Source organism: Pseudarthrobacter sp. SSS035 (assembly GCF_023273875.1).
In the GTDB taxonomy this organism is placed as follows: Bacteria; Actinomycetota; Actinomycetes; order Actinomycetales; family Micrococcaceae; genus Arthrobacter.
This window is the reverse complement of record NZ_CP096882.1, coordinates 4769299-4782193: the sequence shown is the minus strand read 5'-3', so window position 1 is coordinate 4782193 and position 12895 is coordinate 4769299. Positions and strand designations below refer to the sequence as shown.

General features: G+C 62.6%; 10 protein-coding genes and 2 pseudogenes. 7 read left to right on the top strand and 5 right to left on the bottom strand.

Translation table 11 applies throughout. The annotated features are described in order from the left end of the window. Positions 1-45: 45 nt before the first annotated feature. A complete protein-coding gene (locus MUN23_RS22265; RefSeq protein WP_248764178.1) occupies positions 46-753 on the bottom strand; it encodes an SGNH/GDSL hydrolase family protein in 708 nt (235 codons plus the stop codon). A gap of 105 nt (positions 754-858) precedes the next feature. On the opposite strand from MUN23_RS22265, the gene MUN23_RS22260 reads away from it, so the two are divergent. From MUN23_RS22260 to MUN23_RS22245, 4 genes and pseudogenes are all read left to right on the top strand, one after another. Continuing rightward, positions 859-2700 (top strand): class I mannose-6-phosphate isomerase, encoded by a 1842-nt coding sequence (locus MUN23_RS22260; protein ID WP_248761216.1) that lies wholly within the window; start codon positions 859-861, stop codon positions 2698-2700. 236 nt (positions 2701-2936) lie between these two features. Beyond that, complete coding sequence (locus MUN23_RS22255) at positions 2937-4049, top strand: Gfo/Idh/MocA family protein (protein WP_248761215.1); 1113 nt, start codon at positions 2937-2939, stop codon at positions 4047-4049. 5 nt (positions 4050-4054) lie between these two features. Then, positions 4055-4816: a ThuA domain-containing protein gene (locus MUN23_RS22250; protein WP_248761214.1), complete on the top strand. Its 762-nt coding sequence runs from the start codon at positions 4055-4057 to the stop codon at positions 4814-4816. Positions 4817-5050: 234 nt separating this feature from the next. Then, positions 5051-5197, top strand: a pseudogene (locus tag MUN23_RS22245) (hypothetical protein); the annotation flags it as partial. 316 nt (positions 5198-5513) lie between these two features. Here the strand turns inward: MUN23_RS22245 and MUN23_RS22240 are convergent. Further along, complete coding sequence (locus MUN23_RS22240) at positions 5514-6356, bottom strand: phytanoyl-CoA dioxygenase family protein (RefSeq protein ID WP_248761213.1); 843 nt, start codon at positions 6354-6356, stop codon at positions 5514-5516. Positions 6357-6479: 123 nt separating this feature from the next. Between MUN23_RS22240 and MUN23_RS22235 the strand changes: the two genes are divergently transcribed. Both MUN23_RS22235 and MUN23_RS22230 read left to right on the top strand, forming a co-directional pair. Further along, positions 6480-7349, top strand: coding sequence for an AraC family transcriptional regulator (locus MUN23_RS22235; protein WP_248761212.1), 870 nt, complete (start codon positions 6480-6482; stop codon positions 7347-7349). 189 nt (positions 7350-7538) lie between these two features. After that, positions 7539-8162: pseudogene (locus MUN23_RS22230) on the top strand (IS701 family transposase). A gap of 136 nt (positions 8163-8298) precedes the next feature. Here MUN23_RS22230 and MUN23_RS22225 read toward each other — a convergent pair. Then, positions 8299-9270 carry an ROK family protein gene (locus tag MUN23_RS22225; protein WP_248761211.1) on the bottom strand — a complete coding sequence of 324 codons (972 nt, stop codon included), beginning with the start codon at positions 9268-9270 and terminating at the stop codon, positions 8299-8301. A 261-nt stretch (positions 9271-9531) separates the two neighbouring features. After that, positions 9532-10281, bottom strand: coding sequence for a transposase (locus MUN23_RS22220; protein ID WP_248761210.1), 750 nt, complete (start codon positions 10279-10281; stop codon positions 9532-9534). Positions 10282-10627: 346 nt separating this feature from the next. On the opposite strand from MUN23_RS22220, the gene MUN23_RS22215 reads away from it, so the two are divergent. Next, positions 10628-11641, top strand: a complete 1014-nt coding sequence (locus MUN23_RS22215) for a LacI family DNA-binding transcriptional regulator (RefSeq protein ID WP_256468672.1) — start codon at positions 10628-10630, stop codon at positions 11639-11641. 54 nt (positions 11642-11695) lie between these two features. On the opposite strand, the gene MUN23_RS22210 is transcribed toward MUN23_RS22215, so the two are convergent. Then, positions 11696-12889 (bottom strand): trehalase family glycosidase, encoded by a 1194-nt coding sequence (locus MUN23_RS22210; RefSeq protein WP_248761208.1) that lies wholly within the window; start codon positions 12887-12889, stop codon positions 11696-11698. Between the last annotated feature and the right edge of the window lie 6 nt (positions 12890-12895).

Genomic DNA, 12895 nt, shown 5'->3' with positions numbered 1-12895 from the left:
TTTTCCGGCATCCGGGATGCCCGCTGCACCCGTGCCGCGGCCGCATCACGATGCTCCGGGCCCTGGCTCTGCCCCATCACAGCTCAAGACCACCCGGAGTGCACCCTGGGGATTCCCGTCCGGCCTTTCAAACCCGTTGCGCTCTGGCGAAGAACGCCGAAACTTGATTGTGTTATCCCGATGTCGTTTTGACACAAAATATCCCATCATCGCTGACGTCACGACGTCGGCAAGGAAATTATGGCCGGCGTCGTTCGGATGCACCGTGTCCGGGTCGAGCATGCTCGCCGAATCCCAGCCCTCCACCTCGGCCACCACGACGCGTCGATGGGTGGCTGCGACACTTCGGAGTTCTTCATTGAAGATGTCAACTAGTTCGTTGGAACCGCGGTCGTAGGGTGCATGGAGGCGAAAGTCGACCAGATGGGGCTGCTCGACAGCGACTATCGCCGCGTCGGGATCAGCGCGATGGAATGCACTGAAGATACTGTCGAGCGCCTCAGAGTACCGTTCCAGCGACTCCGCGGATTCACCGCCGAACCGCAGATCATTCAAGCCGGTCATCACGACATAGACGCTGGCAGGAGGCGGGGGATCCTCAACGAGAAGCGTTGCGGTTGCGGTGCTAAGGCTGCCACCGACTCCGCGGTTTTCTGGCTCGAAACCCAGTCGGCGTGCCGCACATTGGACGAGGCAGTTCGCCGCCGTCGTGGCGCCGTCGCCGGCGATCCAGGAATGTCCGTAAGAAACCATCCGCAACACTGCGACACCATCCTTCCACAGAATTCCGGCACTCGGCCGGACATCTTCATCTACTGATGGTAACGTTATCAAAAATCCACGTCCGATCGGAAGACCATGACTTCGACTCTCCCAAGCAGCTACGACAAGTTCCCAAGTGTTCCTGTGCCCGGGAACCCGTCCGTCTGGTCCGGGACGGACGCGTGGCAGGAAGTGGCCCGCCACGGAGCGAAGACCATTGTGGTGGATACTTACCCGGGCGTGAAGATGGACGAATTGCAGGCCTTCGTCGCCGAGGCCCTGCCCGGCCACCGGGTGTTGAATGTGGAGGAGCTCGCTGCGCGTTCCGCCGCCGAGATCGATGAGCTGATCGCCGCCAACCTCACTGAGGACCGCGTCTTCGGCGTCATCAGCCACCACGCCCTCGCGGATTTCTACGACGCCGAAAGGCTCGCGGACATCGCCCGGCAGGTAGCCGCAGACGATGTCCCCACGGTCCTGGTGGGCTGGGGCGCGGCGCTGGTGCCACTTCGGGACCGCACCTTGGTCCTGGCGGACATGGCCCGCTGGGAGCTGCAGCAGCGCCAGCGGGCTGGTGCCCCCAACTGGCGCTGCAGCAACACCGATGAGGACAACCTGCGTAAGTACAAGCGGAGCTTCTTTGTCGAGTGGCGTGTGGCGGACCGCCATAAGCGTTCCCTGTTTCCCGCCGTCGACTATGTTCTGGACACGAACCGCACCGTGAGCGGGGCCAAACTGATCACGGGCGAGACATTCCACAGAGGCATGGCTGCCGTGGCCAAGACTCCGTTCCGTGTGGTGCCGTTCTTTGACCCCGGCGTCTGGGGCGGACAGTGGATGAAGAACGTCCTGGGGCTGGACGGTGACGCCGACAACTACGCCTGGTGTTTTGACTGCGTTCCGGAGGAGAACAGCATCCTGCTGGACGTGGGCGGCGAGATCGTGGAGCTGCCCTCTATCGATGTCGTCTTCACCCAGCCGGTCGGGCTCCTCGGGGCGCAGACCTTCGCCCGTTTCGGTGCCGAGTTCCCCATCCGCTTCGACTTTCTGGACACCATGGGAGGTGGCAACCTCTCGCTCCAGGTGCACCCGCTGACGGACTACATCCAGGACCGCTTCGGGATGCACTACACCCAGGATGAGAGTTACTACATCCTCGATTGTGCCGAGGACGCCGTGGTCTACCTGGGCCTGAAGTCCGGCACAGACCCCGCCGCCATGGTGGAAGATCTGAAGAGGGCGTCTGACGGCGGCACCCACTTTCCGGCGGAGGATTACGTTAACGCTTTTCCGGCGAAAAAGCACGACCACTTCTCCATCCCGGCGGGGACGGTGCACTGCTCGGGTGCCAACTCGATGGTGCTGGAGATTTCCGCGACACCGTACATTTTCACGTTCAAGATGTGGGACTGGGACCGTGTGGGCCTGGACGGACGGCCCCGCCCCATCCACGTCGATCATGCCAGCCGCAATATCCAGTGGGACCGCAACACCGAATGGGCCAGGGAGCAGTTGCTGGACCAGGTGGAAGAACTGGGTTCGGGTCCCGGCTGGACCGAGGAGCGCACCGGTTTACACGAGCTGGAGTTCATCGAGGTCCGACGGCACTGGTTCACGGACGTCGTGGAGCACAACACCAACGGCACCGTTAACGTGCTGAACCTCGTCGAGGGCACGGAAGCCGTGGTCGAGAGCCCGGACGGCAGCTTCGCCCCGTTTGTGGTCAGCTACGCCGAGACGTTCATCGTTCCTGCTGCCGTGGGGGCCTACACGATCGGCCCGCACGGCAGCGGCGTGGGTCAGCAGCTGGCGACCGTCAAGGCCTCGATCCGCGGTACGGAGACGGCGCTGGCGCGCGCTAGATGTACTACCCCGGGGTCGTTGGTGACACGGGTGGCTGGTGAGGCGCCTTTGAGTGCCGTGCGTGGCCTGTTGTGATTGTAGTTCTCGATGAAGTCCCGCTGACTACTTCACCACTGGCCCGAACCGCCCCGGTAGCGATCGCATTCTTCTCCGGAGCCACCGAACACGACCAACCGCTCGGACGGATCGGTGCAGCGTCGATCATTGTGGTCCTCCCGCTGGTCGTTCTCGTCCTCATCTGCCAGAAACGCATCGTCTCCGGACTGAAAGTCTCAATGCATCATCAACGACTCATCCAAGGAGCCAAATAGATGACCCGCGAACCATCCGCAGCACCGCCCCAGAAAGCAACTCTCAGGGTCGGAGTAGTCGGCCTGGGCTGGGCAGGGCAGCAGCATTTGAAGGCCTACAGCCAGATCGAGGGCGTCGAGATCGTCGCCCTTGCCGGCATGGAGGACGAACTTCGCGACGAACTGGCGCAGGAGTACTCCATCCCGAATGAGTTCCTCAGTTGGGAGGAGCTCCTGGAACTTGACGGCCTGGACGCCGTAAGCGTGGCGGTGCCGACCTTCCTGCACGCGCCGATAGCAATCGCCGCATTAGAACGCGGCCTGCACGTGCTCAGCGAAAAGCCCATAGCCCGCAACGGCGAAGAAGGTCAGCGCATGGTAGACGCCGCCCGCCGTGCCAGCCGCGTACTCGACGTCGCATTTAACCACCGCCGCCGCGGCGACATCCAGGTGCTCAAAGGCATCATCGAACGCGGCGACCTGGGCCGCCCCTACTATGCCAAGGCCTCCTGGTTGCGCCGCTCCGGCATCCCCAAACTGGGCAGCTGGTTCACCAACAAGGAAATGGCCGGCGGTGGCCCACTGGCCGACATCGGCGTCCACGTCCTGGACTATGCCCTCTATCTGCTGGGCGAACCCAAGGTGGTCAGCGTCTCCGCGGCAACCCACGCCGAGCTGGGTCCACGCGGACGCGGCGGCAACGACCGCTACACCGCACTGAGCACCAACTTCGCCTACGAAGTGGAGGACTTCGCCTCGGCCTTCATTCGGCTTGAGGGCGGTGCCACGCTGATCATCGAGGCGGGGTGGGCCAGCTACCGTGAGGAGGCAGACCTGATGGACTTCTCAGTCTTCGGTACCGATGGAGGAGCCGACCTGCGGGCGGTCGGGGCTTCGATGACTCCGATCGCAGACCTGCGCGTTTACACCGAAAAGGACGGCAAGAACGCCGACTACACACCTGCGGCCGAACCTGGACGAGCGCACCAGGCCGTCGTAGAGGATTTCGTCACGGTGGTGCGTGGCGGTGAAACGGTCTGGGGCGTGCACGACGGATCCCTGGCACTGAGCCGCGCCCGCATCATCGACGCCTGCTACCAGTCTGCAACCGAACATCGCGAAGTGGAGCTTTGACACCAATGAGTGCAAATACGACAACGGGCCGCCCCTTGAGGATCACGGTCTGGAACGAAGGCGTGCATGAGGCACAGCATGACCCTGCGTCCATGGCCGTCAACTACCCGGACGGCATCCACGGTGCCATCGCGCAAGGCCTGGCCGAGCACTTCCCCGATGCTGCCATCCGCACGGCTGTCCTGGCGGACGAGGAACACGGGCTCACGGAAGAGGTGCTGGCGGACACCAACGTGCTGCTTTGGTGGGGCCACCGTGCCCATGCCGAGGTCGACGACGCCGTCGTAGACCGGGTGCAGCGGCACGTCCTCGCGGGCATGGGGCTTCTCGTGCTCCACTCGGCGCACTTCTCAAAGATCTTCATCCGTCTGCTCGGTACTACCTGCTCGCTGCTGTGGCGCAACGAGGGCGAACGCGAACTGGTCTGGAACGTGGATCCAACGCATCCGATCGCCCAAGGCATCGAAAGCCCCATCATCATCCCCGAACAGGAAATGTACGGTGAATACTTCGACATCCCCGCCCCCGACGAGCTGGTCTTCATCAGTTCCTTCGAAGGCGGCGAGATCTTCCGGTCAGGGATTACCTTCACCCGGGGTCGGGGCCGGATCTTCTACTTCAGCCCCGGCGACCAGGAGTACCCCGTCTACCACCAAAAGCAGATCCGGCAGGTCCTCGCCAACGGCGTGGCCTGGGCCTCCCAGCCCGAAGTACGCCGCGAGTCGCCTACTGTCCAGCATCCGGAACGCGAATGGTTCGCCAGATGACACGGCGTTGAAGGCGCGTCATAACCAAATCCCGCCACGACACCGCATACAAGAAGGGGACGTCGCCGGCCCGGTACACGGGATGTGCGAACTGGAGGCAACATCACCCCTTGATTCCATCGGAACAAGAATGTCGCGGGGCAGATGTGACCTGGGGCAGAATCAAGGACAGCGCCGTGTGCATCGGGGACGGGCTGCCGGGCCTCGTCGCGAAGAGAGCGGCCGCTTGAAAACGTCGCCGCCTTTTCACGATCCGCAGCGGGGGCGGAAGCGAATCTGACCGCGGCACTGGCAGCGCTGGGGGTTCCGTCCGCATGGGTTTCCCGCGTAGGCGATGACGGGTTGGCAGCAGCTTCAGGCACGCGGCAATCCGTCGGTTAAACGAGCCCGGTCGTTGCAACTCCCAAAAATCCGGGTGTTGCAGCGACCGCCAGAACTCAAGTCTTCCGAGCCTTTCTCAGCCATGGACGAACAGTGGTGGTCCCCCCAGTCAGCAGATATGGCGTGACCTCGCCGTCGTCGGGGGCCATCGGTGGAGATCCCGATCAGCGATGGACTTATGGGTGCACTGGTGGCCAATGATCGTGAGAGGTCGCCCTGGACCAACTGCGGCAGGTGACTGGCGCGTACGCCAGCCACCTGCTTCGGACTTCTGCCGCTGAAAACAATGGGGGCTGGTCCTGCGCTACGGTGGAACTCAGGTCTTGTCGCCAGCAGCTTCGTACAGAACCGGCGTGAGCGGCGTATCCGGGACCTCCCCCGGTTCAATACCTGGAAACCAGCGCTCGAGTTCCTGATTGCTGTTTGTCGGCTTCGTTAATGTGATATCCGCATCGATGTAGATGATGGTCATCACACGCCGCGGCGCCTGGGTCCGATTAGGCCCGGCGCGGTGGAACGTCCACCCCTGATGGAAGCTGACGTCACCGAGGCGATAGGGCTCCTCTGAGACCATGAATCCCTTTTCTGCGAACGCCTTCTGCATCTGCTTCTCCGACTCGTCGCTAATCCCCATGTCGCGACCGAACTCGAAGTTGTTACTGCCGACAGCAAAACTCAACGGCCCCATTTCCAGCGGCGTGTCTTGGAGCGGAATCCACACGGTGCAGGTGCGATCGCTGGAAAGCGGCCAATAATACTGATCGGCGTGCCAAGGCGTGATACCACCGCCAGTTTCCTTATAGAGGGCTTGGTCGTGATAGAGACGGACGCGCTCAACGCCCATGAGTTCGGCCGCAATCCGAGCGAGACGCTGAGAGAATGTCAGCTCGCGCGCGAGTTCGCTGTGCTGCCAAAGATTCGAGACCTGCAGGAACGCCTTCTTGTAGGTCGACCGCTCTTCCATGGGCAGGTGCATGGTGTTAAGCTCAAGGACCTTGGCCGTGATCTCGGGCTCATAGTGCTCGATGGTTTCGGGGCTCAGAACCCCGTCGATTCTTATGAACCCCTCATCCGCAAAGCGCTGACGGGCGGCGTCTTCGAGCCGGTACGGAGAATCGATTTCATACTTGACTGACGTGACAGTGTGGTTGTTATCCATAGCCACTAGTCTGGTCTGGTCCTAGGTCCCTTACCACTGCGCCTTTGACCAGTTCCGGTACTCATTTGCCCGGACGCCGCCGCCAGTGGGGCGTAGTTGGGACGGACCGGTATCATCAATAGTATGCGCGCCGAGTTTACAAGGGTCCACGCTCCCGAGGAAAGATCCTGGTTGTGCCGCCTGCTTTCCCAGCCCACCTTCAATTTTAGCTGGCACTTTCATCCCGAGTTTGAACTCATACTGATCACACGAGGCACCGGAACGCGGATGATCGGCACCAGCGTCGAGAACTACGGCCCCGGAGATCTCGCACTGATTGGCTCCGACGTGCCGCACGCCTACGCCTCGTCCGCCGGGACAACCGAGCAGGAGGCGATCGTGGTGCAGTTCCGGAGGGAGTTTCTGGGCTCAGATTTCTTTGGGGCGCCCGAGTTCGCTGACGTGGGGAGGATGCTCGACGTATCTTCCGCGGCAGCAGCCACGGTCTTTGAGGCCGACGCTTCCACTATCGAACGGTGCCAAAGCCTGCAGGCATTGAGCCCCAGCGAACAAACGCTTGCCCTATTGTCCCTGCTTGTGGAGTTGGCCGGCAGGACGCAGAGCCGTAAGTTGGACAATAGCGGCCTCATGCTCGGATTGAGTCCCGATGCGCGTGAGCGTGTTAATGCGGTTTGTGAGTACCTGCAGGAGCGATTCACGGGCAGCATTCGGCTTACTGAAGTAGCAGAGGTAGCCCACATGAGCGAGGCTGCATTCAGCCGTTTCTTCCGCCGCTCACTGGGCCGGACTATGACCCAGTACGTGATGGAGCTGCGCGTCGCCAGAGCAAGTCAGTTGCTTGGTGATTCGGCGCTGTCGATATCGGACATCGCCTTCCACTGCGGTTACGGGAACCTGTCCAACTTCAATCGTTGTTTTCGCGCTCTAAAGGGTCGGAGCCCGCGTCAATACCGTCGCGCCCTTGCGCAGATCCGAGAACAGATAGTCTACTAACCGTACCGGGTTGATGTTGCTTCCTTTTGTGAAGGATAGCGACTATGACCAAGCGATACCCTGAAGGTCAGGGTGCGCGTACCGTGCGGATGGTCCTGAATCACCTCAGCGAGTACGACTCAAATTCGGTGACCACCGAATTTTCGTGTCAGACCCTAGTAGTACTTCGCTGCGAAATATTTTCAACTCTTGCCCGGGCCGACCAGCGGGGCCAAGGACGGCCTGTACGTGTGCGGGCTGATGCTTGACGGGCGGCGCAAGTCGATGCAGCCGATGGGAGAGCGCCTGGGAATCGATTACCAGCAGCTGCAACAGTTCATCTCCTCCTCGTCCTGGGCGGTGGAATCGGTCCGCCGGCGGCTCGCGGGTCTGGCCATCGAAACGATCGGGCTCGAGGCGTGGGTGGTCGATACGGGGTTCAAGAAGGACGGCACCGCCTCCCCGTGCGTGGCTCGCCAGTAATCCGGAACGTTGGGCAAAATCGGGAACTGCCAGATCGCCGTCAGCGTGCACGCTGCCACCGACACCGCGTCCTGTCCGCTGAACTGCCGCCTGTTCGTGCCCGAGACCTGGGACGACACCTGCGCGGAGACCAACGGGGACGCCGAACGGATCCGGATCCGGCGGGAGAAGGCGAAGATCCCGGACACCGTCCGGCACCGCACCAAATGGGCGCTGACCCTGGAAATGATCGACGAACTCGCCCTTGGGGGGCAGAAGCCTCCTGTGCTAGTGGCCGATGCCGGCTGCGGGGACGCCACCCGTTCCGGCAGGGTCTGGCTGGCCGGTCCATCCCGTCCGTGCTCGCCGTAAAGGCCTCCACCACCGCCCAACCCGGGGATGCGGCGGCCTGAGCCTTAAGGCATTCTCAAAGAGCTCCAACAGCTCCTGGCCGTCGTGCTCGGGTACTGCCCCATCTGCCGACAATGGGCACCCACATATCCAAGTACTACCAGGTGCGTGTTTGGTGAGTTGCCCAGTGGGCGGCGCCGATGAGGCCTGCGACTTCGTGGTGTTCGGCTTTGGTGATGGGCAGTGCGGACAGTGCGGGTGTGGCAGTTGTGAGGCCGATGCGGATGGCAGGTTCCACGATGTCCCAGGAGCCGGCCATGGAACCGCCCACGATCAGTACCTCGGCGCCGAAACGCTCCAAGTAGGGTGCGGTGGCTTGGCCGAGGGCGGTGAAAGCCTGATGCAGTACGCGGGCGGCGGCGGGGTTGCCGGCGCGGGCGGCCTGGGCGATTTCGCGGACGTCGGGGGTGCCGGTGCCCGCAATACCATTCTGCAGTCCGGCGGTTTGGGCGTAGGCGGCGCGGATGGCGCGGCGGGAGACGGTGTCTTCGAGGGGGCGTCCCCGGTATTGGAGGAGGTAGCAGCTTCCGTCCGGGGGCACATCCGGTCCGCTTTTTACAGGAGAGCCGGCATCGAGGAATGTTGAGCCGATTCCAGTGCCGAGGGTGATGCAAACGGTCCGGCGATGTTCTCCTGCGGCCCCAATGGCGTATTCGCCAATTCCGAATGCATCGGCGTCGTTGAGGAAGGTCAGGCTTGCGGGCGCGGGGGTGATGCGGCGGGTGAGTTCGGTACGGAGGTTGATGTTCTTGAGCTGTTCGAATTTTCCCACGTGTTCGTAGCGGGCGATGCCTGTGGTGTAGTTAAAGGGTCCGGGGAGGGCGATTCCCCAGGCTCGGCTATGGTCGGTGCCGACGGTGGCGGCTGCTATTGCCAGGGTGTCCAGGATTTGGTTGGCGGTGCCGTGGGCGTCCAGGTGCAGGCGGGTGGTGGTGTAGGGAAGGATTTCCCAGGTGGCCGAATCGGTCCCGGTACGCTTGCTGCGGACCAAGGCTGCGGTGACGTGCGTGCCGCCGACCTCCAGAACAGGGACCACTGCGATTTGGGTTAGTGGGGCTTCGAAGGTCATTCGTGATTTCCTCTGCTGTTGGGAGCTTATAAAGTGGATTGTGTGTGAGTGAATGCGGTCTCGTCTGTTTAGGTAGGCTCCGAGTCGGTCGGGGAAGTGCCGGACGAGGATGCCTCTGGCTTCGCTCCATTCCTGCGTGGTGGTGCCTTCAATGAGTTTGTGTACGGATTTAGATCAGATGTCCCCAAGTTCTGGCGTCCAGTATGATCCGTTCCGTGGCGCGTTTGTCCTCGACGTTGCAGAACGCCGGCCGGAGCAGATTCACGGCGCCTGGTCGGTGGCGAAACGCCCGCGGTTCTTGATGAACTTGCGGAGCTGGTAGTTCAGCGACTCGATGGCGCTGGCGGTGTAAACGACGCGCCTGACCGGGGGCCGGAAGGCCAGGAACGGGATGAACCTTGCCCAGCTGTTCCGCCAGGCCCGCAAGTCGCAGGGTACTTGCGTCCCAGATCGGCGGCTTCGAAGCCGTCGAGCGCGTCCTGCGCAGCACCGGCCGTCGGGGCGGCATCGACCGGCCGCAGGGCTACTGTGGACTTCTTGTGGTCCCTGTAATCCAGTGAACCGCATCGAGACGCGGATCAGGTACACGACACACGCCCGGGCCGTCGCGGCCGGCCAGGTCGCCGAGATGGCCTCGGGAGAGCCGGTCAACCCGTCGCAGCAGACACTGAGGATGTCCTTGAGTCCGCGGTTGGCGGGTTCCGCGCACATCCCAGTCCTGAACTTCGCTCCTTCGGCTGCCTCGCCCCAGATGCCCAGCACATGCTGTAGGCCGTCCGTGTCCATGTCCATGTCCACGCCCACCGCGATGAGCGCTGCCCAGTTCTGGACCTGGTGTCCGTCGCGGACCTTGGTGATGATCGCCTCGGCGGACAGCCCTGTGTCAAGGGTCGATTCCAGATGGGCGATGTCGCGGACCGTCATCCCTTCGACGTAAAGGCTGATGATCATGTCGTCCAACCCGCGGATCCGGCGCGTCACCTTGGGCACCAGATGAGGGGTGAACGCCATCGCCGTCCCGCTGGACTGCCAGATCTACGTCGCCGGCAGACGTAACCAGCGCCTTCGAATACGATCTTGTCATAGTCCAGATGCCCGGAAAGCTCGGAGTGCAGCCAGTGCTCCAGCGAAGCGTTGATCACCTGCTGGATGACACCGACCTTGCCATCGACGTCCGAGTGCCCCGAATCCATCTGGGACGTCAGCCCATCAAAAGCCACAACGATTCTCCAATCATCCAGCGACTAAATATCCTGCACAAATAATCAGACACTCTCGCTGTTGGTACAGTTGATACAAATCAAATTCCGGGTCCGGTTGATGTACCGGAGCGGCACGAAAGGCTCCTGGAACGCCCATGACCAGCACTAGAACCTCCTCGGCGCCTACAGTCCGGGATGTAGCAGCTATGGCCGGAGTAAGCCCCATGACGGTTTCCAGGACCATGTCCGGCGGGCTCAGTGTGCGGCCGGAGGTGCAGGAGCGCGTTAAGAAGGCGGTGGAGGCGCTCGGATACCGAAGGAACGACAGTGCCCGGAACACCCGTCTTGGCCGGCCCACAGGGCTGGTGGGCATAGCCGTAACAAATCTTGGGAACCCCTACTATGGCCAGTTTGCCCTCGGCGTCGAGGAAGTTGCGACCGGCTACGGCCGCCAGATCGTCGTCGGAAACACGAGCGAGGATCCCGGGCGAGAGCGCGAACTGATTGCTGACTTTGCCGGCCGCCAGATCGAGGGTCTCATCCTAGTCCCGGCCGGCAACGGCCTTGAGCTCCCGGACGAAGGCCGCCTGTCCGGGATTCCACTCGTGCTGGCATCCCGCACCATCGACGGACTGGCCGCGGATACCGTGCTGGTCGACGACATCGAGGGCGCGCGTGCCGGAACCGAGGAACTGCTTACGGACGGCCACACAAGGATCGCTTTCCTCGGCGACACTGCCGGCATCTCCACTACCCGCCGCCGGTATGAAGGGTTCTGCGACGCACTCGCGGCGGCGGGAATCGTCCCGGTGGAAGAAATGCTCATCCCCTGCCGTAACTCCGAAAGTGCCCGCAGTGAAGTACTCGGCCTGCTGTCCGCGCCGAATTCACCCACTGCTTTTTTCTCAGCCAACAACCGCACCACGGTTGGTGCACTAAGGGCCATCTGCGAATACCGAAGCGAGCACGGTGCGGCTGATGTTCCGGCTTTGGCGTGTTTCGACGACGTGGAGCTCGCCGACCTCCTCCAGATACCGCTGATTGTCATGTCCCACGACCCAAAAGAGCTGGGCATACAGGCGGCCCGACTGCTCTTTGACCGGCTGACCGGTTCCCAAGCAGCCGGCCCCCGCAGAATTCAGATTCCCGTGGCTATCCACCGCTACTGACGCCAGGCTAACAGCCTGGCAGGCGCCCGGAGTCGAAGCCGAAACCCCGTGCGGTCACGCGTCGCTGGGCTGGTTCACCATCGCAAAGGCGAGGCCGGTCCAAGACTGCGGAGCGGCGCCCAGCCCCTCTCCGGTCTCAGGATTCCAGTATTCTGCCCAGCCGCTGGCATTTGCCCCGTCCAATGTCTGGCGGGCCATCCTTGATGCCGCATCCTTCATGTCCCAGCGCCGCTGGGCGAGCCAGAAGAGGTAATTCAGCGGCGGCCATGCCGGTCCCCGCCAGTATGTTCCCGGGTCATAGGATGGGTGGGTGCGGACCACGTTCGCAGGCCCGTACGGGGCACCGAATCGTTCCGGATCCTCGAGTTGCGCCAGGGCAGCCTCGGCCTTGGCCCGGTCCAAGGTGACCAGCGCGCCCATCACGCCGTCGCTGATCGGAATCCGCACGGACGGTCCGCCGCCGACCACGGCAAGATCTGACCACAGCTGTTCTTCTTCATCCCACAAATGGTCGTCCATAGCCTTGCTGATGAGGCGCGCGCGCTCGGCCATCTCCTCATCGCCAAGGAGCGTGGCGAGCTCCGTCATGTTGAAGGAAACGTACGCATTGAAGGCCGCAGGGCAGGAGACGAAGGTCGAGGACCACTGGCCGGCGCCGTCCTCGGCGAAGGTGATGTCCCGCACACGGTCCGTGTTCCACTTAGACCTCGCCGGGCGGCTGTAATTGTCCGGCGTCCTGCCCGGCGCTCCCCAGTCGTCGAAGCGCTGACCGTGATCATTGCCCGCCTCCCAGGGATGCACGACGTAGATGAGACCGTCCTCCGTGCGTCGGTGTTCCCAAAGCCAATCCATCCCCTTCCTGGCCCGCGCCAGTGTGGCATCGGACGGGCGAAGGCCCCTGTCGGCTAGGACCCTTGCTGCATGGCCGAACATGGGTGGCTGGGTGAGGGAAGATGTCTTGGACAAAGGGCCGAGCCACGTCTTCGAGGGCTGCGCCCCGTACAGCATGTGGGGCACCATGCCCTGCTCCAATTGCCCTTCAAGGACCGCGTCAAGCTCCTTGAGCGCCCGGGTATCGCCGAGGTGCGCCCAAACGATTGCATGGAAGCACGAGTCCCATAGCCACAGATGCGGATAGGTCGAGGGATTCGGAACGCAGAATCCGCGGTCGTCGTCCCAATGTTGTTCGAGCAGGCTGCGGACACGGGTTTCCAGCTTCCGCTCGGTTCCGAATTCAGTGGTGGTCATGTCTCG